This is a genomic window from Pseudomonas sp. ASL7 (genome assembly GCF_056680375.1).
The window spans coordinates 1843720-1866684 of record NZ_CM155279.1 but is presented as its reverse complement, the minus strand read 5'-3'; the positions used below and the strand labels follow the sequence as shown (position 1 = coordinate 1866684).

Here is a 22965-nt window from a genome sequence, read left to right as displayed (position 1 = left end):
AAAACCTCTTCCTATTTATGGCCCGATTTACCCAACGCCTTGGCGACCAGCTGCTCATAGAGTTCGGCGTACGGTTCGACGGCTTTGCACCAGTTGAAAGGCGCCGCCATGGCGCGGCAGCGCATGGCATTGAGCAACTCTGGGAAGGCGAACACTTTGAACGCGCGGCTCAGGGCTTCCTCATAGCTCTCTACCGTGGACTCGTCGAAGAGGAATCCGGTAACGCCGTTCTCAATGGTATCGGCCAACCCACCTGTGTTGCGTGCTACCGGCAACGAACCGAAACGCTGGGCGTACATCTGGCTCAAGCCGCAAGGCTCGTAACGCGAGGGCATCAGCAAGAAGTCGCTGCCGGCGAACATGCGGCGGGCATCAGTTTCGTTGAAGCCGATACGCACACCAATCTGGCCAGGGAAACGCAGGGCCAGTTCACGCATGGCTTGTTCTTCTTCCGGCTCGCCCCGACCGATGATCGCGATCTGGCCGCCCGACTTGACGATGTATTCGGAGACGGCCTCGGTGAGGTCCAGGCCTTTCTGATACACCAGGCGCGAGACCACGGCGAACAGCGGACCTTCGGAGTCGTCCAGGCCGAACAGTTCGCGCACATGCGCTGCGTTGACCGCTTTGCCGTCCCAATCGCCGATGGCAAAGGGGCACAACAAGTGCGGATCGGTGGCGGCGTCCCAGCTTTCATCAATGCCGTTAGGAATCCCGCTGAGCAAACCCTGCTGGGTCTTGGCGGCGAGAAAACCGTCGAGACCGCAGCCGAAGTCCGGGGTCGTGATTTCCTGGGCGTAAGTGGCACTGACCGTGGTGATGTGGCTCGAATAGGCCATGCCGGCCTTGAGGAACGACATCTTGCCGTAAAACTCCATGCCTTCCTGTTGCAGCGCATGCAGTGGAATGCCCAGTTCCGGGCAGGAGCCCAGGCTGGTCACGCCTTGATAGGCGAGGTTATGAATGGTGAACAGCGTCGGGGTGCGCTGCCCACGCCAGTGCATGTACGCGGGCGCCAGACCGGCAGGCCAGTCATGAGCATGCACCAGGTCCGGGCACCAGTGAATTTGCGCAAGGTTGGCGGCGATATCGGCGGCGGCCAGGCCCAGACGGGCGAAACGGATATGGTTGTCCGGCCAGTCACGGCCGTTGTTGGCGCCGTAAGGCGAACCTTCGCGCTCGTAGAGTTCAGGGCAAATCAACACGTAAATGACCAGACCATCAGGCATGTCCATGCGCCCGATCTTGCAGGGCGGCAATGCGGCGTGACCGCCTAGCTCGCCAATAATATGAATCGGATTTTCGCTGTGCAGCACCTGCGGGTAGCCCGGGATCAACACGCGTACATCGTGCAATTGGGCCATGGCCCGGGGCAGTGCTGCAGAGACGTCACCCAAACCACCGGTCTTCACCAGGTCGGCGATTTCCGAGGTCACGAACAACACTTTCTTTCTGTTGGGATTCTGACTGGCAAGTGGTGCCAGTGTCTTGGTGCCGGGAACGATGACCGATTGGGCCGTAGGTGCACTCACGGCGTTCGATTCGCCGACCTGCTGATGAGCACGTTCTCCCTGAATATCTAAAGCCGTACTGATCATATGAATCTCCCGTGTTGTTGATCTAATTCTTAGGTCTGGCACAAACGGTGTTTCGTGGCCAATTCCTGTGGCCGGGCGCAAACGCGCTTCGCATCGGTAAGCAAATGCTGCCCATACGTTGAAGCAGAATGGCTGGAGTGGTCGTTGCAAGGATTGCACCAGTCGCAACGCACTTACCTTTCAGAGGACCGATCACAAACGGCAAAAGTTTCGATTTTTTTTACACTTTGTGACCGACCGGTTTTGCCCCGCGGAAATGAGTCTAGGCCAGAAGTTAGAGCGGTGCAGGCCAGATGGCAAAATTGTTCGACAATCGGTTAAAAGAGGTACGGACGTACCGAATCGGAGCGCCAACGCTCCGACGAAGGGCACGTCTTTTTGCGATAAGGCCCCAAAAAGTAACCTGGCAGTCACATTAATGTGCGAGGTGCTGCGCTCGACTCGCACTGTATTGGTGCGCTCCGCAACCCTGTAGGAGCGAGCTCGCTCGCGATGGTGGTTAACGAAGTGGCCTATTTACTGGGTAAACGCGGTGCTCCGGCGTTCATCGCGAGCGAGCTCGCTCCTACAGGATTTTGTCTTGAGGCCTTGATATAGTTCCGAGCTCATTTTTGCCCGGTAAAGGATCACTACCATGTCTCAGTACACTGCATTCACCGTCGAACTGGCCGACAAAATCGCCCACGTGCAGATCAATCGCCCGGAAAAGATCAATTCGATGAATGCCGCGTTCTGGAGCGAGATCATCGATATCTTCCAGTGGGTCGACGACACCGACGAAGTGCGGGTGGTGGTGCTCAGTGGGGCCGGGAAACATTTTTCATCGGGCATCGACCTGATGATGCTCGCGAATGTGGCCAATGAACTGGGCAAGGATGTCGGGCGTAACGCACGCTTGCTGCGCCGCAAGATTCTTGCTTTGCAGGCGTCGTTCAATGCCGTCGACAACTGCCGCAAACCGGTGCTGGCAGCGATTCAGGGTTATTGCCTGGGCGGCGCCATCGATCTGATTGCGGCGTGCGACATGCGCTATGCCGCCGAGGATGCGCAATTCTCGATCAAGGAAATCGACATCGGCATGGCGGCGGACGTCGGCACCTTGCAGCGCTTGCCGCGGATCATCGGTGACGGCATGCTGCGTGAACTGGCTTACACTGGTCGCACATTCGGTGCCGAAGAAGCGCGTGGCATGGGCCTGGTCAATCGGGTCTACAACGACACGGCCAGCCTGCTCGACGGGGTCATGGGCATTGCCCGTGAAATCGCCAGCAAGTCACCGATTGCCGTCACCGGTACCAAAGAGATGATCAGCTACATGCGCGATCATCGCATCGACGACGGCCTTGAATATGTCGCCACCTGGAACGCCGCCATGCTTCAATCCACCGATCTGCGCGTGGCCATGGCCGCCCATATGAGCAAACAGAAACCCGAATTTCTGGATTGATTGAAAAATGACTTCACGCTGGACCACCGCAGTACTGGATACCGATCAACCGGGCGGCTGGGCCGTAGCGCGCGGCCCTGAAGGCTTTCTGTTCGATGACAATGGCGCACTGTTCCCGCGCGAATGGCTCAAGCGTCAGGACCTGACGATCCTCGCCGAACACGGTATTGGCCATCTGGATGGCGAGCCGGTCTATTTGCTGGAACTGCACAGTCACAGCGAAGTGCCGGGTTGCAACTGGAAAGGCCTGCGAGCGTTTATGCTCGACGGCGACCACACGGTCTACAAGGTGCTGGGTTATGCCGCGCAAATCGGCACCTGGGCCCGTGAGCACCGCTTTTGCGGCAATTGCGGGCAGGCGACGAACCAGGTCATCCGGGAGCGTGCGATGTATTGCGAACCCTGCGATATACGCTATTACCCACGGATTTCGCCGAGCATGATCGTGTTGGTCACCCGAGGCGATGAAGTCCTGTTGGCGCGCTCACCGCGCTTTGTCAGCGGTGTCTACAGCACGCTGGCCGGGTTTGCCGAGCCGGGCGAATCCGCTGAAGACTGCCTGATTCGCGAGGTGCGCGAGGAAGTGCAGATCGAGGTCAAGAACATCCAGTACCTTGGCAGCCAGTGCTGGCCATTCCCGCATTCGATGATGCTGGGCTTTCACGCGGAGTACGCCGGTGGCGAGATTGTTTGTCAGGAAGACGAGATTGAAGACGCCCAGTGGTTCAACGTTCACGAGCTGCCGCCGTTGCCGGCGTCCCGCTCGATTGCCCGTTACCTGATCGACGTCTACGTGGCGCGGCGTTTAGGCCATGCTGAACCAGTGTTGCCAGGCTAACCGCACGGTCAGCCCCAGCACGACAGTGATGAACACCGGCCGGATGAATTTTGCACCGCCACTGATGGCGGTGCGGGCGCCGAAGAAGGCGCCGACCATCACCGACAGGCCCATGCTCAGGCCGATGATCCAGTCCACTTGCCCGGAAAATACGAACACCGACAGCGCCGCAATGTTGCTGACGAAGTTCATGCTGCGCGCCACGCCGCTGGCCTTCACCAGGTCGATGGGGTACATCAGCAGGCTGCTGACCGTCCAGAACGCGCCGGTACCGGGGCCGGCCACGCCGTCGTAGAAACCGAGGCTGAAGCCTTGGGTCGATTGCCACTTTTTCTTGATCGGCGCGTCGCTGTCCAGCGGCGCTTTCGGCGTGCCGCCAAACAACAAATACAGGCCGCAGGCGAAGACGATGATCGGGAGCATTTTGTTCAGCCATTCTGCCGGCAGGTAATGCGCGACCACGGCACCGGTCAACGCCCCGACCAGGGTGCCGACAATCGCGTGCACCCACTGCCTGGGATGGAACAGCTTGCGGCGGTAGAAGGTGAAACTGGCGGTGGCCGAGCCGAACGTCGAGCTCAGCTTGTTGGTACCCAGCACCAGATGCGGCGGCAGGCCGGCGGTCAACAGCGCCGGCGTCGTCAACAGACCGCCGCCACCGGCAATGGCGTCGATGAAACCCGCGATGAACGCGACAAAGGCCAGAATGGCCAGGGTGGTGAGGTCAACACTGAGTTCGAAAGGCATGGAATCGGCTTATTCGGCGGGGCGCAGGAAAGGACTGCGGGAAGGGGCGACATCTTACCTATATCCAACTTTTGCGGCGACCGGTCAGAGCATCTGTAGGAGCGAGCTTGCTCGCGAAGGGCGTTAACGATAACGCGTTCTTCCTGAATAAACGCGTTGCTCTCACATCCTTCGTCGGAACGCCGCCCGGAGCAAGCTCGCTCCTACAAGGGAGGGCGTGTTTACAGGCCTAGATCAGACAAGCCCGGATGATCATCCGGTCGGCGTCCCAGCGGCCAACGGAATTTGCGCTCGCTTTCCTTGATCGGCAGGTCATTGATGCTGGCAAACCGGTTGGCCATCAATCCGTCTTCATTGAACTCCCAGTTCTCGTTGCCGTAGGAACGGAACCAGTTGCCGGAGTCGTCGTGCCATTCATAGGCGTAGCGCACGGCGATGCGATTGCCGGTGAAGGCCCAGAGTTCCTTGATCAGTCGGTAGTCCAGTTCCTTGGCCCATTTACGGGTCAGAAAACCTTTGGCTTCTTCACGGTTGTTGGCGAACTCGGCGCGGTTACGCCACTTTGTGTCCAGGGTATAGGCCAGGGACACTCGCTGCGGATCGCGGGAGTTCCAGCCATCTTCGGCCAGACGAACTTTTTCAATCGCCGATTCACGAGTGAAGGGCGGCAATGGCGGACGAACTTCAGCGTTAGACATATAAGTCTCCCTATCAACGTACAGTTCAAAACAGTGTCGGGCTTGATTGAGTCATGACAGGTCCAATAACTTTCGCGCCATGCATTGCGCATTATCGGCCGCACTGTGATCCCCCATGACAAGCGCCACGGTGATGGCGCCATCGATCAGGATCAGCAGCTGTTTGGCCAGCCTCTCCGGGTCTGTAGCGCCATATTCGGTACAGAGCTCGCGCACGTAGTCGAGCAGCTTCTGTTTGTGGTTCTTGGCGACCAGGCGAACGGGGTCCTGTGGGTCGCCGGTTTCGCCGCTGGTGTTAATGAATGCACAACCGCGGAAGCCTTCGGAGGCGAACCAGGCCTTGAGTACGGTAAACAGGTTGAGCAATCGGTCGACCGGGGTCTGGGCCTGGTTGACTTCACTTCGGTACCAGTGCATCCAGCGCAGGTCGCGGCGTTGCAGGGCCGCGACGATGAGCGCCTCTTTGTTGGCGAAGTAACGGTAAATGCTCTTTCTGGAGACGCCGGCGGTTTTAACCAGAAGATCCATGCCGGTGGCAGCGATGCCACTTTTGTAGATCAACTTTTCGGTGACATCCAGAATGATGTCGCGTGTGTCGTTGCTGGTTAGTTCGTTCATGTGGTGAACAGTAGAACGAACGTTCTTCATGGTCAAGCGGGTATTTTAAGCGCCAATGAAATCGCCATCGCGAGCAGGCTCGCTCCCACATTTAAAATGCGTTCCCCTGTGGGAGCGAGCCTGCTCGCGAAGGGGCCATTACAGACAGTAACAAGACCCGAACCCATCCATGGTGTAAGCTCTCGGGTTCTTCGGATTCGACCCATTGCGAGCCCTATGCCGTCGCTTTTCAAACGCTCTCTGCTGCCCAAACTGCGCAGTTTTCCGCTGAACGCGGATGCCGTCACCATCCTCTCTGGCGCTGCCGCGTTCCGTCGTTGCCTGCTGGAAAAAATCGCCAGCGCAACTCAGCGCATCTATATCGTCGCGCTGTACCTGCAACAGGATGAGGCCGGCCAGGAAATTCTCGACGCCTTGCACGCCGCCAAACTGGCGCGTCCGGAACTGGACGTCGTCGTGGTGGTTGACTGGCTGCGGGCCCAACGTGGTTTGATCGGCGCCGGCAAGCAGCCGGGCAACTCGGCCTGGTATCAGGAAACCACCCGCACTCACGACAGTGAGGTGCCGGTGTACGGCGTGCCCGTGCAGACTCGCGAGCTGTTCGGTGTGCTGCATTTGAAAGGTTTCGTGATCGATGACTGCGTGATCTACAGCGGTGCAAGTCTGAACAATGTCTATCTGCACAAATTCGACAAGTACCGGTACGACCGTTATCACCTGCTGCAGAACCGAGCGCTGGCCGATTCGATGCAGCACCTGATTCAGCATGGGCTGATGACGTCAAAAGCGGTGCATCGTCTCGATTTACCGAACTTGCCGACCACCCGCAGCCTGCGCAATGACATCGGTGACCTGCGCAGTCGGCTCAAGCACGCGACCTACGACACCACGCTAGGCAGCACGATGAAGGGGGCTCTGTCAGTCAGTCCGTTGCTGGGGTTGGGCAAGAATAACCCGTTGAACCGGGTAATTTGCGAGCTGATCGCCAGCGCCCAACATCATCTGATCATCTGCACGCCGTACTTCAACCTGCCGCTGGCCGTCACCCGGGAAGTCAACCGGGCGCTGGCGCGGGGGGTGAAGATCGACATCATCGTCGGCGACAAGACGGCCAACGACTTTTACATCCCGCCGAGCGAACCGTTCAAGGTGATCGCGGCGTTGCCGTATCTTTACGAGATCAGCCTGCGACGCTTTGCCAAAGGGCATCAACCCAGCATCGACAGCGGTCAGTTGAACCTGCACCTGTGGAAGCATGGCGATAACACCTACCACCTCAAAGGCATGTGGGTCGATCAGCGCTACACCTTGCTGACCGGTAACAACCTCAATCCGCGAGCGTTTCGCCTCGACCTGGAAAACGCGTTGCTGATCGATGACCCGAAAGGCGAATTGCTCGAGCCGCGTAACAAGGAACTGGCGGAGATCTTCCAGAACACCACGCGTATCGAGCGTTATCAGGACCTGGAAACATTGCTGGAATACCCGGCGGCAGTGGCCAAGTTCCTCAAGCGTGTCAGTCGTGTGCGGATCGAGCGGTTGCTCTATCGGATGTTGTGAGGATTAACACGGCCTGATAGCGGTGTTATTTGTAGGAAGCCATCGCGAGCAAGCTCGCTCCCACAGGGTTTTGTGTCGATCACATTATTGTGATTTGACACACATCCACTGTGGGAGCGAGCTTGCTCGCGATGAGGCCAAACCAGACGCTGAAAGTCTTAATTCAAACCCAATTTCCCCCGCAACGTGGACAGGTCTTCAGCCAGTGTATTCACCGGCCCGACCAGCGCTTTACGGTCGTTCTCTTTCACCTTGTCATACGTCTCGAAACCGCCATCCTTGGTCTTGTACTTGGCCAGGGTTTTGTCGACGGACGTGAAATTCTTGTCGACCTTGGCAATGAACGCGGCGTCCTGTTTCTCGATCTGAGGACGGAACAGGTCGACGATTTTCTTCGCGCCGTCGATGTTGCCCTGGAAGTCATAGAGGTCGGTGTGACTGTAGCGATCTTCCTCACCGGCGATCTTGGTCGCTGCCACTTCTTCCAGCAGCGCAGCAGCGCCACCGACGACTTTTTCAGGCGGGAAGGTCAGGCCGGCTACGCGCGATTGCAAGTCTTTCACGTCCTTGTTCAGGCCGTCGGCCAGTTCGCCCAGGCCTTGGGTGCTTTTTTCCGTGAACAGCGAATATTCGATGCGGTGAAAACCGGTGAAGTCTTCGGCTTTCACGCCTTTCTCATGGTCGTTGACACGGGAGTCGATGGACGCATCCAGGTCGCTGAACAGTTCGGCAATCGGCTCGATCGACTCGTAGTAAACGCGGGTCGGTGCGTAGAGTTTTTGCGCGGTGGCCAGGTCACCTTTTTTCACCGCGTCGGTGAACTGTTGGGTATGGCTGGCCAGTTCGCCCAGTTGCTCGGTGACGTAGATTTTGTAGTCCGAGACAGGCCCCACCAAATCCAGCGGCGCCGTCGCCGCGAACGCCGAAAACGGGGTGTTGAGCAAACCAAGGGTCAGCAATAATGCGAGAGGCGACTTTTTCATGAGACGGTTCCGTGTGGGGTTTTTCATGCGTTTGTTTTTAGATGAAGTGCGGGTTGTGTGGCATCAAGCAGCGAACGACCGATGAAATCCTTGTCGCCCGTAACACCCGGCAGGGTGAAGAAGTACCCGCCGCCGACCGGCTTGAGGTATTCCTCGAGCGGTTCGCCGTTGAGGCGGGTTTGTACGGTAATGAAACCTTTGTGCAGATCGGCCTGGTAGCAGATAAACAACAGGCCCATGTCCAACTGGCCATTCTTGTTCACACCGTTGGAGTAGTTGAACGGTCGACGCAGGATCAAGTTGGCCTGGGTCGCGGCGGTGCGCGGGTTGGCCAGGCGAATGTGCGCATCGAGTTTGGTCAGCTTGCCTTCCGGGTCCTTGGTGTAGTCCGGGACCTCTGTTTCATGCACGCAGCCCATCGGTGCGCCGGTGCTTTTGACCCGGCCGAGGATGCTTTCCTGTTCCTGCAACGGCGTACGGTCCCAGCGCTCGACGAAGTTGCGGATGATTCGCACCGCTTGATAGCTGCCGTTAGCTGCCCATGCCGGTTCATCGCTGCCAGGCTGGACCCAGACGATGCTGTCCATGGCCTTGGCATCGTTGGAATTCGGGTTGGCCGAGCCATCGCGAAAACCCAGGAAGTTACGCGCGCTCTGCGCCGGCACACCCGGTTTCACCGGAGCCTGCGGCGGCACGCTGCCTTCCTGTTTCCAGCGCACCAACAGCAAGTCCGGCAGGTTTTTCAGGATGTCGCGCAGCGCGTGAATGTTGGTGTCGGTGGTGTTGGAGCAGAACTGCAAACTGAGGTCGCCATGGCAGCAATCGGCTTCCAGCGCATCGTTGGGGAAGCCGACCATGCGGATCAGCCGCTTCGGTTTGGCGTTGGCCAGGCCGAATCGCTCGTCGAACAGCGACTCGCCCACCGACACGGTGATGGTCAGGTTGTCTGGCGTCACCACCGGGCCCAGAATCCCTGAATCCACGGGTGGCAGTTTCGGGTCGACCTGAGTCACCGGGCCGCCCTTCATCAAAAACGCAATGCGTTGGTTGAGGGTGCGGAACAGGCGTTCCAGGTCCTCGCGGTCGCTGGCCAATACATCGAATGACACCAGCATGCCAGACGCCGGACGCGGCGTGATGATGCCGGTCTGGTGTTGGCCATGGAACGCGTGGCGATCTTCGGTCTTGTCGCTGCTTGGTGCTTCAGTCACTTGGGCCGGGCTTGCGGCCATGGCCGGGCAGCTCAATGCCGAACCGGCGAGGGCCACGCCGGCCGCGCCCATGCCCATCAATACCCGGCGACGCTGAAGGTTGAAGTGTTCTAAATCGTTCATCTGATAAGTCGTCTTCTGCTTATAGGCCGGACAGGCCAAGGGCGGGATCGATACCATCGAGTGCATCGGCCAGGGTCTTGGCCTTGTCGGCGATCTGTTTGCGCTGTTCGGCACTGATCGTGTCGTAAGTCGCGTAGCCGTCCTTGACCTTCAAGCCATTGAGCTCGGCATCCAGGGCAGTGACGGCGCTGTCGATCTTCGGCAGCAGTTCGACGGCGGTGTTGGTGAGTAACGGACGCAACAGGTCGATGACTTTATGGGTCACTTCGAGGTTCGCGGCGAAACCGTTCAAATCGAGGTGGCTGTAGCGTTCTTCTTCGCCACTGCTGGCACGTACGTCGGCGAGGCTGTTGAGGTTACGCACCACACTGCTCACCAGTTGTTCCGGCGGCAGGGATTGGGCCAACAGTTGTTGTTTGAGCGCAGTGACATCGGCGACCAGGCGCTGGGCAATCGGCGCCAGACCGTCGAGGTTGCGCTGTTGAAACAGGGCGAATTCGATGCGGTGGAAACCAACGAAATCCGGATCCTGCTCGCGCTTCTCGAAGTAATCAGCGCGTGCGTTGATCGCGTTATCCAGTTCGGCCAGGCGCTGGGCGGCCGGGGCGATTCGTTGATAAGCGGCGCGGGCCGGCACGTACAAGGCTTGTGCCTGGCTGAGGTCGCCGGCATTAATCGCTTGCTCCAGCGCCGCGACGGCCTTGATCAGCGCGCTGCTTTGGCTGCTAAGGTAGACGCGGAATTCCGATAACGGTCCAACGAAAGCGACCATCGAAGGTTTTGCCTTGGCCGCGGCGTCGGACGCCGAGGTTGGCGTGACATGCAAGGTGCCGCGCGGGTTGCTCAACAAGCCGCAGGTGATCGCGTAGTCGCCAGGCAACAGGTTGGCGTTGATCACCTGACTCAGGCCGGGGGCGATGTTTTCCCGTTCTTCGAGCACCAGCACGCCGTCGAGGATTTCCCATTCAACGGCCCGATCCGAACGGTTGACGATACGGAAACTGGCGTGACCCGCCGGCACCGTCAGGGCATTCGGCTCGCAGCTGTGCGGGTGAATGGTGACCGTCACTTCGTCATGGTGGGTCTGGCGCTTGGCCGCGGCCATTTTCGAGGCGTAATAAAACAGGCCACCGGCAGCGATCATCACGATCACCGAACCGGCCACCACCCAGCGCAAGGCACGGGGAGGCGAGGCCTGAGGAGAGGCTTGATTTGGCATGGGCGCCCTTATTGGCTGTAAATAACTGCTGAAATATCGCAACCCTGTAGGAGCGAGCTCGCTCGCGATAAACCGGAGTACATCGCGGAGTGTCAGGCTCGCAGCGTCATCGTTCACGACCATCGCGAGCAAGCTTGCTCCTACAGAGAAACGGAAGAAGATTGTTTGGCGGGTGTCGGGGCCGGGAGAAAGAACATCACCAGGGCCACCACCAGATAAATCAAATAAGCGCCAAGGGTGCTGAGGGTCGGCGCGTCCTGATAACCGAACATGCCGGCCAGCACCGAGCCCAGCGGGCCATCCATTGGCAGTGTCGCGCTGACGTCGAACAGCACGGTTTGCAGGTGATTCCAGACCCCGGCTTCATGCAGCGCCTGTACTGAGTTGGCGAGGATGCCGGCGGCCACTACGAGGATGAACAGCCCGGTCCAACGGAAGAACGCACCGAGGTTCAGGCGCATGCTGCCGGTGTAGATCAGGAAGCCTGTGATGATCGCCAGGATCAGGCCGAGCAGGGCGCCGATCGGTGCCGCCGGCCCTTCACTTTGCTGGAACACCGCGAGCAAGAAGAACACCGTTTCCAGGCCTTCCCGGGCCACGGCGAAAAACACCATGGCGATCAGCGCTGTGACCTGATGTGTTGAGCCGGTCAGCGCGTGATCGAGGGAAACATGCAGCGAATGCTTGATCGAACGCGCCACCTTGCGCATCCAGAACACCATCGAGCTGAGAATGCCGACGGCCACCAGGCCGACGACGCCCTCGAACAGTTCCTGTTGTTTTTGCGGGAATTCAGCACTGACCAGTTCCAGGCCTCCGCCCACCAGCAGGGCCAGGGCAACGGCAAGGAATACGCCAACCCACACGGCGGGCATCCACTGGCCACGGCCGGTCTGCTTGAGATAACTGGCGATGATGCCAACGATCAACGCGGCTTCAATGCCTTCGCGCAGCATGATCAGAAAAGGAACAAGCATTCAGCACCGTCGCGTCTGTAGAGAAGGTGCGCATTTGTAACATAATGACACTCATTCGCATACGCATTTGATTGACATTACCTGAACCCAAGCTGAACTGCCGTGCACATCACCCCCTGTAATGTAGGAGCGAGCTCGCTCGCGATGAACTCGAGGGCGGCGCATTCTTCCAGACAGCACGCGTCATCGTTCACGTCCATCGCGAGCGAGCTCGCTCCTACAAGTGCGGTAAGATGCTGGCACTCGAAAAACAATAGGGCTTGCCTCGCTCAATGTCAGAAAAAGACACCATCGCCGTTCAACTGGTGCGCGAAGCACTGTTGCAAAGCTGCGCCCCCGGACAGGCCACCGACGAAGTGCTGAACAAGGTCGGCATCAATCCGGCGCTGCTGGACACTAGCGATGGGCGAGTCCCGGCCACCGCTTACGCTCGCTTGTGGCGGTTGCTGGCCCGGCGCGGTGACGATGAGTTTTTTGGCATGGACCCGCGCAAACTCAAATCTGGCAGTCTGGAGTTTCTGTGTCGCTGCTCGATGATCCAGCCGAGCCTGGCGGCGGGATTGACCTCGGGCCTGAGCTTCCTGTCGTTGATGCTCGAACACATCCCCGCGCAGTTGGTTCGTCAGCAAAGCCTCGCCGAAATCGTGTTACTGGAGGACGAGCAGGCCCCGCGTCGCGCCTTCACCTATTTCACTTACTGGATGATCGTCCATGGCGTCGCCTGTTGGCTGGCGGGGCGGCGGATTCCGATCCTGGCCATCGAGTTGCGTTGTTCAGAGCCGGATTTTTGCGACGATTATCGCGTGATGTTCTCCGAGAACCTGCGCTTCGACCGGCCGCGCACGCGGATGATTTTCTCGGCCGATTGCCTGGACCTGCCGATCAAACGCAGCGCTGAGGAACTCAAACGGTTTCTGGCACATGCCCCGGCCAACATTTTGGTGAAGTACCGTGATCCGCAGAGCCTGGCCAGCCGGATCAAACATGACCTGCGGCAGCTGCCCGCCGAACACTGGCCTGAAACCGAGCCGCTGGCGCAACAGTTGTGCATGTCGGCGTCGACGTTGCGTCGTCGGCTGGCGGAAGAGGGGCAGACGTATCAAGCGCTCAAAGACAGCGTGCGCAAGGAGTTGGCCATTGTTTGGCTGGCTGAACCGAGCATCAGCTTCGCCGAGATCGCCACCCGCCTGGGGTTTGCCGATACCAGTTCGTTCTACAAGGCGTTCCGCAAGTGGTCCGGGTCGAATCCGGGGCATTACCGTAGTCTGATTCTCAATGAGGCTGACTGATCCAAGGCCTGTGGTGCCTGAGCTGACGCTATCGCGAGCAGGCTCGCTCCCACATTTGGACTGCATTTCCCCTGTGGGAGCGAGCTTGCTCGCGAAGAGGCCCTGACAGGCGCCGCATCTCTCAATCCTTGGCCAAACCAGTCAAGCAACTTGATAACTTTGACCATTGCCGTGTTCTACGCGTAGAGCGAGTATTTCCCTGTTAATTACGGTTCCCCAACCTAATAAAAACACAGAGGGATTCTGGCAATGCGCGATTACTTGTCTGCTGCATCACAGTTCAATTATCAGCACACCGTCGAGGCCGCACTCGCTGGCGACTTGACTGCCCTCAACGCCTGCGTCGAGTGTTGTGACCGGCATGCCTTGCCGGGGCGTATCGCGTTGTTCTGGGAAGGCCGCGACGGTAACGGCGCGACGTATACCTTCACCGACTTGCAAGACAAAGCCGCGCGTTTCGCCAACTACCTCTTGGCCCAGGGCGTGAAGAAAGGCGACAAAGTCGCCGGTCTCCTGCCACGTAATATCGAATTATTGATCACCGTGTTCGCTACCTGGCGCATCGGCGCGGTTTACCAGCCCTTGTTCACCGCGTTCGGCCCGAAAGCCATCGAGCACCGCCTCAATTGTTCGGGCGCCAAAGTGGTGGTGACCGACGCGGTCAACCGCCCGAAACTCGCTGAAGTCGCCGACTGCCCGACCATCGTTACTGTCGCTGGTGCCAAAGGACAAGGCATCGTCCATGGCGATTTCAGTTTCTGGGCCGAACTGGCCAATTATTCCCCGGTGTGCGAACCGGTACTGCTGACGGGCGAAGACCCGTTCCTGCTGATGTTCACCTCGGGCACCACCGGGCCATCGAAAGCACTGTCGGTGCCGCTCAAGGCCATCGTTGCGTTCCAGAGCTACACCCGCGACGCGGTGGACTTGCGCCCTGAAGATGCGTTCTGGAACGTCGCCGATCCGGGTTGGGCCTACGGCATTTATTTCGGCGTCACCGGGCCGATGTCGATGGGGCATCCGATCACCTTTTACGATGGCCCGTTCACCCTCGAAAGCACCTGCCGGGTGATCAACAAGTACGGGATCACCAACCTCACCGGTTCACCGACGGCTTACCGTCTGCTGATCGCGGGAGGCGACGAGTTCGCCCGTTCGATCAAAGGCAAACTGCGCATCGTCAGCAGTGCTGGCGAGCCACTGAACCCGGAAGTCATCCGCTGGTTCGCCGACAACCTCGGCGTGGTCATTCACGACCATTACGGCCAGACCGAGCTGGGCATGGTCTTGTGCAATCACCATGGTCTGGAGCATCCCATCCACATGGGCGCCGCCGGTTTTGCCTCGCCCGGCCACCGTATCGTGGTGCTGGACGAGGAATATAAGGAACTGGGCGTCGGCCAACCGGGCATTTTGGCGATTGACCGCACCCAGTCGCCGATGTGCTGGTTCGCCGGTTACGAAGGCGCACCGACCAAGGCCTTTGTCGGCAACTATTACCTGAGCGGCGACACCGTCGAGTGGAATCCGGACGGCAGCATCAGCTTCGTCGGCCGCAGTGATGATGTGATCACCACCTCCGGCTACCGGGTCGGCCCATTCGACGTGGAAAGCGCCTTGATCGAACACCCCGCAGTGGTCGAAGCAGCGGTCATCGGCAAGCCTGATCCAGAGCGTACCGAACTGGTCAAAGCCTTTGTCGTGCTCAACCCGCAATACCGGGCCGGCCCGGAGCTGGCCGAAGAGCTGCGCCAACACGTGCGCAAACGTCTGGCCGCGCATTCGTACCCCCGTGAAATCGAATTTGTCAGTGAATTGCCGAAAACCCCAAGCGGCAAATTGCAGCGCTTTATCTTGCGCAACCAGGAAATCGCCAAGGCTCAAGAGGCCGCCGCGAAGAACGTTTCAGCTTGAATCAAGGAAACAATGATGCAGATCGCAAACAAGGTTTTTCTCGTCACCGGCGGTGCCTCCGGACTCGGTGCGGCCACGGCTGAGATGCTGGTCGCGGCGGGCGCCAAAGTGATGCTGGTGGACATGAATGCTGAAGCTGTTGCGGCTCAGGCCGCACGTCTCGGCGCAAAAAGCGTGGTCGCGGACATCAGCGACGAAGCCGCGGCAGAAGCGGCCGTGCAGGCGACGGTCAAAGCCTTCGGTGGCCTCAACGGTCTGGTCAACTGCGCCGGTATCGTGCGTGGCGAGAAGATCCTCGGCAAGAACGGCCCCCACGCACTGGCCAGCTTCAGCCAGGTGATCAACGTCAACCTGATCGGCAGCTTCAACATGCTGCGCCTGGCTTCAGCGGCCATCGCCGAAACGGACGCGGACGCCGATGGCGAACGCGGCGTGATCATTAACACCGCCTCGGCAGCAGCGTATGACGGCCAGATCGGCCAGGCGGCCTATGCCGCGTCCAAAGGCGCGATCGTCAGCCTGACGTTGCCTGCTGCCCGTGAACTGGCACGCTTCGGCATCCGCGTGATGACCATTGCCCCGGGCATTTTCGAAACCCCGATGATGGCCGGCATGACCCCGGAAGTTCGCGCATCGCTGGCCGCCGGCGTGCCATTCCCGCCGCGTCTGGGCAAACCGGGCGAGTATGCCGCGCTGGTCAGGCATATCATTGAAAACAGCATGCTCAATGGCGAGGTGATCCGTCTCGACGGCGCCTTGCGCATGGCCGCCAAATAAGGAGGATTTATCATGACTATTGCCAACGATCCTATCGTTATCGTCAGCGCCGTCCGCACCCCAATGGGCGGTTTCCAAGGGGAACTGAAAAGCCTGACCGCTCCACAACTGGGTGCTGCGGCGATTCGCGCAGCGGTTGAGCGCGCCGGTGTCGCCGCCGATGCGGTTGAAGAAGTGCTGTTTGGCTGCGTGCTGTCCGCTGGCCTTGGCCAGGCCCCGGCGCGCCAGGCTGCACTGGGCGCGGGCCTGGATAAATCAACCCGTTGCACCACGCTGAACAAGATGTGCGGTTCGGGCATGGAAGCGACCATTCTGGCCCACGACATGCTCGTCGCCGGCAGTGCCGACGTGGTCGTGGCGGGCGGCATGGAAAGCATGTCCAACGCGCCATACCTGCTGGACCGCGCCCGCAGCGGTTACCGCATGGGCCATGGTCGTGTGCTCGATCATATGTTCCTCGACGGCCTCGAAGACGCCTACGACAAGGGCCGCCTGATGGGCACCTTTGCCGAAGAGTGCGCTGACACCAATGGTTTCACCCGCGAAGCCCAGGACGCGTTTGCCATCGCCTCGACCACCCGCGCCCAGCAAGCGATCAAAGACGGCAGCTTCAAGGACGAAATCGTGCCCCTCACCGTGACTGTCGGCAAAGAGCAGGTGCTGATCAGTAACGACGAACAGCCACCCAAGGCCAAGCTCGACAAAATCGCCTCGTTGAAACCGGCGTTCCGAGACGGCGGCACCGTGACAGCGGCGAACTCCAGCTCGATCTCCGATGGCGCGGCGGCACTGGTGCTGATGCGTCGCTCTGAAGCTGAAAGGCGCGGTCTCAAACCGCTGGCAGTGATTCACGGCCACGCCGCGTTTGCCGACACGCCGGGCCTGTTTCCGGTGGCTCCGGTGGGCGCAATCAAAAAGTTGATGAAGAAAACCGGCTGGTCGCTGGACGAGGTCGAGTTGTTTGAAGTCAACGAAGCCTTCGCCGTGGTCAGTCTGGTGACCATGACCAAACTGGAACTCCCACACGAGAAAGTCAACGTGCACGGCGGCGCCTGCGCGTTGGGCCACCCGATCGGTGCGTCCGGTGCACGGATCCTCGTGACGTTGCTCTCGGCCCTGCGCCAGAAAGGCCTGAAACGCGGCGTTGCAGCAATCTGCATCGGCGGCGGCGAAGCCACGGCCATGGCCGTTGAGTGCCTGTATTGAGACTGACGCTATCCCCATGTGGGAGCGAGCTTGCTCGCGATGGACGTTAACGATGACGGGGGCTGCCTGGATTGAACGCGGTGCCCTCACGCCCTTCGTCGGAACGCCGCCCGGAGCAAGCTCGCTCCTACAACAGAAGGGCGATCAAATTTTTAAGGATTTGGCATGATTCCCAATGACGAACAACTTCAGATCAGCGACGCGGCCCGGCTGTTTGCCCAGGAACGGCTGAAACCGTTCGCCGCCGAGTGGGACCGTGAGCATCGCTTCCCCAAAGAAGCCATCGCCGAGATGGCTGAACTGGGCTTCTTCGGCATGCTGGTGCCGGAGGAATGGGGTGGTTGCGACACGGGCTACCTGGCCTACGCCATGGCGCTGGAAGAGATCGCGGCAGGCGACGGCGCCTGCTCGACCATCATGAGCGTGCACAACTCGGTGGGTTGCGTGCCGATTCTCAAGTACGGCAACGACGATCAGAAAGAACGCTTCCTCAAGCCGCTGGCCAGCGGCGCGATGCTCGGCGCTTTTGCCCTGACCGAACCGCAGGCCGGTTCCGACGCCAGCGGCCTGAAGACCCGCGCGCGTCTGGAAGGCGATCATTACGTCCTCAACGGCTGCAAACAGTTCATCACCTCCGGGCAAAACGCCGGGGTGGTGATCGTATTCGCGGTCACTGACCCGAGTGCCGGCAAACGCGGGATCACGGCGCTGATCGTGCCGACCGACTCCCGGGGCTATAAAGTCGCGCGGGTTGAAGACAAGCTCGGTCAGCACGCGTCCGACACCTGCCAGATTCTGTTTGAGGACGTGAAAGTCCCGGTGGCCAATCGGCTGGGCGAGGAGGGCGAAGGTTATCGGATCGCCCTGGCCAACCTTGAAGGCGGCCGTGTCGGCATTGCCTCGCAATCGGTGGGCATGGCCCGTGCCGCGTTTGAAGCGGCCCGCGATTACGCCCGTGAACGCGAGAGCTTCGGCAAGCCGATCATCGAACACCAGGCCGTAGCGTTTCGTCTGGCGGACATGGCGACGCAGATCGCCGTGGCCCGGCAGATGGTGCATTACGCCGCGGCGTTAAGAGACAGTGGCAAACCGGCACTGGTCGAAGCTTCGATGGCCAAACTGTTCGCCTCGGAAATGGCCGAAAAGGTCTGCTCTTCGGCGTTGCAAACCCTCGGCGGATACGGTTACCTGAACGACTTCCCACTGGAGCGGATCTACCGTGACGTGCGGGTCTGTCAGATCTACGAAGGCACCAGCGATATTCAGCGCATGGTCATTTCGCGCAATCTTTAAACCGGAGTTGTTTATGAATTACGAAACGATTTTGTTGGAAACCCACGGTCGCGTGGGCCTGATTACCCTCAACCGTCCGCAAGCGCTGAACGCGTTGAACGCTCAAATCATCAGCGAACTGAACCACGCCCTCGATGGCCTGGAAGCGGATTCGAACATCGGCTGCATCGTGTTGACCGGCTCGAAAAAAGCCTTCGCCGCCGGCGCCGACATCAAGGAAATGGCCGAGCTGACCTATCCGCAGATCTACCTGGATGACCTGTTCAGCGACAGCGATCGCGTGGCCAACCGCCGCAAGCCGATCATCGCAGCGGTCAGCGGCTTTGCCTTGGGCGGTGGCTGTGAACTGGCGCTGATGTGCGATTTCATCCTGGCCGGTGACAATGCCAAATTCGGCCAACCGGAAATCAACCTCGGCGTGCTGCCGGGCATGGGCGGCACCCAGCGCCTGACCCGCGCCGTGGGCAAGGCCAAGGCCATGGAAATGTGCCTGAGCGGGCGTTTGATTGATGCGGTGGAAGCGGAGCGTTGCGGGATTGTCGCGCGGATCGTGCCGGCGGATGAGTTGCTGGACGAAGCACTGAAAGTTGCGGCGTTAATTGCTAAAAAATCATTGCCGATTGCGATGATGGTCAAGGAAAGCGTTAACCGCGCGTTTGAAGTAAGCCTGTCGGAAGGCGTACGTTTTGAGCGCCGGGTGTTCCATGCGGCGTTTGCGACGCAGGATCAGAAGGAAGGGATGGCGGCGTTTATTGCCAAGCGTGAGGCGGAGTTCATCGGCAAGTAATGCGGGTTCTCGCGGACAAGCCCGCTCCTGTAGGAGCGAGCTTGCTCGCGATGGGCGTAAACGATGACGCGTACTGTCTGGAAAAATGCGCCGCCTTCGAATTCATCGCGAGCAAGCTCGCTCCTACCATATATCACACCAGATAGTTTTTCAGCTCGCGGGCGATGACCATTCGCTGTATCTCGCTCGACCCTTCATAGATCTGTGTAATCCGCGCATCCCGGTAGTAGCGCTCCACCGGATAGTCTTCCAGATACCCGTACCCGCCATGAATTTGCATCGCCGACGAGCAGACCTTCTCGGCCATCTCCGAGGCAAACAGCTTGGCTTGTGACGCCTCCGACAAACACGGCTTACCGGCGCTGCGTAACCGCGCGGCATGCAGGATCAGCAACCGCGCCGCGTTCAGGCGGGTGTGCATGTCGGCCAGCATGTTGGCGATGCTCTGGTGCTCGATGATCGCCTTGCCGAACTGCACACGATCGCGCGAGTAGGCCAGCGCTGCTTCAAAGGCTGCCCGGGCAATGCCCAACGCCTGCGCGGCAATGCCGATGCGACCGCCTTCAAGGTTGGACAGGGCAATCGCCAGGCCCTTGCCCCGTTCGCCCAGCAGGTTAGCTTCGGGAATCGTGCAGTTGCTCAGGGTCACCGCGCAGGTATCAGAGGCGCGAATACCCATCTTGTGTTCGGTGCGATCAACAATGAAACCCGCGGTATCCGTTGGCACCAGGAATGCCGAGATGCCACGCTTGCCCAGATCCGGGTCCGTGACTGCAAACACGATCGCCAGTTTCGCCCGCTTGCCGTTGCTGACAAATTGCTTGGCCCCGTTGATCACCCACTGGCCGTCGCGCAGTTCAGCGCGGGTGCGCAGGTTATGCGCTTCGGAACCGGCTTGCGGTTCGGTCAGGCAGAAGCAGCCAATCGCCTGGCCGCTGGCCAGGTCCGGCAGCCAGGTCTGTTTCTGTTGTTCGGTGCCATAGTTCAGAACCGGTCCGCAACCCACCGAGTTGTGGATGCTCATCAGCGCGCCAGTGGCGCCGTCTCCGGCGGAAATCTCTTCAACCGCCAGGGCGTAGGCGACGTAGTCGACATAGGTGCCTCCCCATTCTTCGGGCACCACCATGCCCAACAGACCGAGCTCACCCATCTTCGCCACCAGACCATCATCGATCCAGCCGGCCTTTTCCCAGGCTTGTGCGTGGGGCGCGATTTCGCCGCGGGCAAAGTCCCGGGCCATATCGCGGATCATGACTTGCTCTTCGCTCAATTCGATATCGTGCATGGCTCAGCTCCAGCTTGGGTCAAAACCGCTGAAGAAACTCGCAACGTGCTCGGCGTCCAGCGCCTGCAAGGTCGGCGGGTTCCAGCGCGGGTTCTTGTCTTTGTCGATCAGCAAGGCGCGTACGCCTTCGATCAGGTCGCCGCGCGCGAACCATTGACGGTCCAGGTGCAGCTCAAGGGCGAAGCAGTCTTCCAGACTCAAGTGCCGACCACGGCGGAGCATTTCCAGGGTCACTGCCATCGCCAGCGGCGAGCGGCTTTGCAGCAGGTCGGCAGTGGCAACAGCCCATTCATGGCTGTCGGCGACCGTCACTTCACGCAGTTGCTCAACAATACTCGGCACATCGGGCAGGGCGAAGAAGTGATCGATAGCCGGGCGTAAAGCCGCCAATGGCGCATCGGGCAACTGTTGTACGGCGAGTTTCGCCAGCAGGCCTTGCAGGTCTTTGAGAGGGGTGTCGTGCCATTCGAGCTGATCGAGTTGCGCGTCCAGCGTTCCCAGGCGGGTGCTGTCCAGGTACCAGTCGGCCAGGCCGCAATACAGCGCATCGGCGGCGCGAATCTGCACCCCGCTGACCCCCAGATAAATGCCCAGCTCTCCGGGAATGCGTGGCAGGAAGTAGCTGCCGCCGACATCCGGGAAATAACCGATGCCCACTTCCGGCATCGCCAGACGGCTTTTCTCGGTGACCACCCGCAGGTCGGCGCCTTGCACCAGGCCCATGCCGCCGCCCAGGACAAATCCGTCCATCAAGGCGAGCACGGGTTTGCGGTAGTGGTGGATAGCGAGGTCGAGTGCGTATTCCTCGACGAAGAACGTTTCGTGCAGCGTGTCGCCACTTTTGAAACTGTCGTACAGCGAGCGAATATCGCCGCCGGCACAGAACGCTTTTTCGCCCGCACCGCGCAACACCACCGCGTGGACCTGCTCATCCTGCGCCCAGGCATCGAGTTGGCGCTGCAGGTTGCGAACCATGTCCAGGGTAATGGCATTGAGGCCGGCGGGGCGATTGAGGGTCAGGTGACCGATGTGATTGCGAACCTCGGCCAGCACGTCGTTTTGCGTGGCATCCATGGACTGAGTCCCCGGAGAAGATACCTGAGCAGTCATCACTAACTCCCTGCTTTTATTGTTCTTTATAAAGAAGCTCGCGCGCGAGCGATGCCGGATCGTACCAGTGCAAATTTGCCATGTACAACCCGGATATGTGCAGGTCCCGTGTGCATTTTTGTAATACCTGTGCAGGATTTCCCCTCGATACCGCCCTGGACCGGGCTCGCGACCGATTCGGCTGCGAAAACAATCTTATCAGCGCAATCGGGGTGTCTATCTCGGCGCTTACGACACCTGTGCCCGGTCATCTGTTGGCATTCTGGCCGCGGGTTTGAAACCGTCTGTGCCGAAGGTTTCAGGCTGGGTGCCGCCTTGTGCGGCCCACCGTATAAAACAATAAGAACGCGGTTGCGGCCTACGCCGCATCGACTCTCTGTTCCTGCCCATAAAAGTGGCTCGGTTCGCCTGGCCGCAATAACTCCAAACAAATCGGGATTCAAGAAGATGAAGACTAAATGGCTGAGCTTGTCGGTACTCGCGCTGCTGTGCTGCACCACCGGCGCCAATGCCAAGGAGTGGAAAGAGCTGCGATTCGGCGTCAACCCAAGTTACCCTCCGTTTGAATCCACCACCGCCGATGGCGGTGTGCAAGGCTTCGGTGTGGACCTGGGCAATGCGATTTGCGCCGAACTTAAGGTTAAGTGCGTCTGGGTCAGCAATGACTTTGATGGCCTGATACCAGGCCTCAAGGCCGGCAAGTTCGACGCCATCGAATCCTCAATGACCGTCACTGACACACGCAAAAAACAGATTGATTTCACCGATCGTCTGTACGCCGGGCCGACCGCTATCGTCACCCGCAAGGACTCCGGGCTGCAGCCCACCGCTGACTCCCTGCGCGGCAAGACCATCGGGTACATGCAGGGCACCATTCAGGAAACCTACGCCAAGGCCAAATTGGCCCCGGCCGGGGTGAAGCTGCGGGCGTATCAGAATCAGGATCAGGTCTACGCCGACCTGGTTTATGGTCGTCTCGATGCGTCGATCCAGGACAAACTGCAAGCGCAGATGAGCTTTCTGACTTCACCGCAAGGGGCCAATTTCCAAAACAGCGAAGGCATCAGTGACCCGCTGGTGCCGTCGGAAATCGCCATCGGTGTACGCAAGGACAACGAAGAACTCAAAGGCATGCTCAATGCCGCCATCAAGGCCCTGCATGACAAGGGCATCTATGCGCAGATCCAGCAGAAGCACTTCGGCAATCTGGACCTCTACAACAACTGAGCCTCGCCACCTGACGGTCGCTGTGTTGCAGCGCCCGTCCCGGTGGCATCAAGACAGG

General features: G+C 59.6%; 20 protein-coding genes. 10 read left to right on the top strand and 10 right to left on the bottom strand.

Annotation, left to right across the window (positions count from 1 at the left end):
• Nucleotides 1-11: 11 nt before the first annotated feature.
• Entirely contained in the window at nucleotides 12-1598 is a 1587-nt protein-coding gene (glgA, locus tag AC1MDT_RS08530; RefSeq protein ID WP_480421604.1) for a glycogen synthase GlgA, read from the bottom strand.
• 634 nt (nucleotides 1599-2232) lie between these two features.
• On the opposite strand from glgA, the gene AC1MDT_RS08525 reads away from it, so the two are divergent.
• Nucleotides 2233-3045: a crotonase/enoyl-CoA hydratase family protein gene (locus AC1MDT_RS08525; RefSeq protein WP_480421603.1), complete on the top strand. Its 813-nt coding sequence runs from the start codon at nucleotides 2233-2235 to the stop codon at nucleotides 3043-3045.
• Between the two features lie 7 nt (nucleotides 3046-3052).
• Nucleotides 3053-3883, top strand: a complete 831-nt coding sequence (gene nudC / locus AC1MDT_RS08520; protein WP_480421602.1) for an NAD(+) diphosphatase — start codon at nucleotides 3053-3055, stop codon at nucleotides 3881-3883.
• Here nudC and AC1MDT_RS08515 read toward each other — a convergent pair.
• The 3 genes from AC1MDT_RS08515 to AC1MDT_RS08505 form a co-directional block, all read right to left on the bottom strand.
• Nucleotides 3851-4630, bottom strand: coding sequence for a TSUP family transporter (locus AC1MDT_RS08515; RefSeq protein WP_480421601.1), 780 nt, complete (start codon nucleotides 4628-4630; stop codon nucleotides 3851-3853). The genes nudC and AC1MDT_RS08515 overlap by 33 nt on opposite strands.
• 221 nt (nucleotides 4631-4851) lie before the next feature.
• On the bottom strand, nucleotides 4852-5328 hold the full coding sequence (locus AC1MDT_RS08510) for a nuclear transport factor 2 family protein (RefSeq protein WP_480421600.1): 477 nt from the start codon (nucleotides 5326-5328) through the stop codon (nucleotides 4852-4854).
• Nucleotides 5329-5379: 51 nt separating this feature from the next.
• Nucleotides 5380-5946 (bottom strand): TetR/AcrR family transcriptional regulator, encoded by a 567-nt coding sequence (locus AC1MDT_RS08505; protein ID WP_480421599.1) that lies wholly within the window; start codon nucleotides 5944-5946, stop codon nucleotides 5380-5382.
• 216 nt (nucleotides 5947-6162) lie between these two features.
• Between AC1MDT_RS08505 and pssA the strand changes: the two genes are divergently transcribed.
• A complete protein-coding gene (gene pssA / locus AC1MDT_RS08500) occupies nucleotides 6163-7506 on the top strand; it encodes a CDP-diacylglycerol--serine O-phosphatidyltransferase (protein ID WP_480421598.1) in 1344 nt (447 codons plus the stop codon).
• Between the two features lie 158 nt (nucleotides 7507-7664).
• Here pssA and efeO (AC1MDT_RS08495) read toward each other — a convergent pair whose 3' ends face one another.
• The 4 genes from efeO (AC1MDT_RS08495) to efeU form a co-directional block, all read right to left on the bottom strand.
• Nucleotides 7665-8489 carry an iron uptake system protein EfeO gene (gene efeO, locus AC1MDT_RS08495; RefSeq protein WP_480421597.1) on the bottom strand — a complete coding sequence of 275 codons (825 nt, stop codon included), beginning with the start codon at nucleotides 8487-8489 and terminating at the stop codon, nucleotides 7665-7667.
• Nucleotides 8490-8512: 23 nt separating this feature from the next.
• Nucleotides 8513-9823: an iron uptake transporter deferrochelatase/peroxidase subunit gene (gene efeB / locus AC1MDT_RS08490; protein ID WP_480421596.1), complete on the bottom strand. Its 1311-nt coding sequence runs from the start codon at nucleotides 9821-9823 to the stop codon at nucleotides 8513-8515.
• 19 nt (nucleotides 9824-9842) lie between these two features.
• Complete coding sequence (gene efeO, locus AC1MDT_RS08485) at nucleotides 9843-11042, bottom strand: iron uptake system protein EfeO (protein ID WP_480421595.1); 1200 nt, start codon at nucleotides 11040-11042, stop codon at nucleotides 9843-9845.
• 140 nt (nucleotides 11043-11182) lie between these two features.
• On the bottom strand, nucleotides 11183-12019 hold the full coding sequence (gene efeU / locus AC1MDT_RS08480) for an iron uptake transporter permease EfeU (RefSeq protein WP_480421594.1): 837 nt from the start codon (nucleotides 12017-12019) through the stop codon (nucleotides 11183-11185).
• Between the two features lie 272 nt (nucleotides 12020-12291).
• Between efeU and AC1MDT_RS08475 the strand changes: the two genes are divergently transcribed.
• The 6 genes from AC1MDT_RS08475 to AC1MDT_RS08450 all read left to right on the top strand — a co-directional run bounded on the left by AC1MDT_RS08475 (nucleotide 12292) and on the right by AC1MDT_RS08450 (nucleotide 19285).
• Nucleotides 12292-13308: an AraC family transcriptional regulator gene (locus AC1MDT_RS08475; RefSeq protein ID WP_480421593.1), complete on the top strand. Its 1017-nt coding sequence runs from the start codon at nucleotides 12292-12294 to the stop codon at nucleotides 13306-13308.
• Nucleotides 13309-13557: 249 nt separating this feature from the next.
• Nucleotides 13558-15222 (top strand): AMP-binding protein, encoded by a 1665-nt coding sequence (locus AC1MDT_RS08470; RefSeq protein WP_480421592.1) that lies wholly within the window; start codon nucleotides 13558-13560, stop codon nucleotides 15220-15222.
• Nucleotides 15223-15237: 15 nt separating this feature from the next.
• Complete coding sequence (locus tag AC1MDT_RS08465; protein ID WP_480421591.1) at nucleotides 15238-15999, top strand: SDR family NAD(P)-dependent oxidoreductase; 762 nt, start codon at nucleotides 15238-15240, stop codon at nucleotides 15997-15999.
• A 12-nt stretch (nucleotides 16000-16011) separates the two neighbouring features.
• Nucleotides 16012-17205 carry an acetyl-CoA C-acyltransferase gene (locus AC1MDT_RS08460; RefSeq protein WP_480421590.1) on the top strand — a complete coding sequence of 398 codons (1194 nt, stop codon included), beginning with the start codon at nucleotides 16012-16014 and terminating at the stop codon, nucleotides 17203-17205.
• Nucleotides 17206-17370: 165 nt separating this feature from the next.
• Nucleotides 17371-18498 (top strand): acyl-CoA dehydrogenase, encoded by a 1128-nt coding sequence (locus tag AC1MDT_RS08455; RefSeq protein ID WP_480421589.1) that lies wholly within the window; start codon nucleotides 17371-17373, stop codon nucleotides 18496-18498.
• Between the two features lie 13 nt (nucleotides 18499-18511).
• Nucleotides 18512-19285 carry an enoyl-CoA hydratase gene (locus AC1MDT_RS08450; protein ID WP_480421588.1) on the top strand — a complete coding sequence of 258 codons (774 nt, stop codon included), beginning with the start codon at nucleotides 18512-18514 and terminating at the stop codon, nucleotides 19283-19285.
• 133 nt (nucleotides 19286-19418) lie between these two features.
• On the opposite strand, the gene AC1MDT_RS08445 is transcribed toward AC1MDT_RS08450, so the two are convergent.
• Nucleotides 19419-20570 carry an acyl-CoA dehydrogenase family protein gene (locus AC1MDT_RS08445; protein ID WP_480421587.1) on the bottom strand — a complete coding sequence of 384 codons (1152 nt, stop codon included), beginning with the start codon at nucleotides 20568-20570 and terminating at the stop codon, nucleotides 19419-19421.
• A 3-nt stretch (nucleotides 20571-20573) separates the two neighbouring features.
• Complete coding sequence (locus AC1MDT_RS08440) at nucleotides 20574-21680, bottom strand: enoyl-CoA hydratase/isomerase family protein (RefSeq protein ID WP_480421586.1); 1107 nt, start codon at nucleotides 21678-21680, stop codon at nucleotides 20574-20576.
• 447 nt (nucleotides 21681-22127) lie between these two features.
• Here AC1MDT_RS08440 and AC1MDT_RS08435 point away from each other — a divergent pair, with 447 nt between their 5' ends.
• Entirely contained in the window at nucleotides 22128-22907 is a 780-nt protein-coding gene (locus tag AC1MDT_RS08435; protein ID WP_480421585.1) for a transporter substrate-binding domain-containing protein, read from the top strand.
• The last annotated feature ends 58 nt before the right edge of the window (nucleotides 22908-22965 follow it).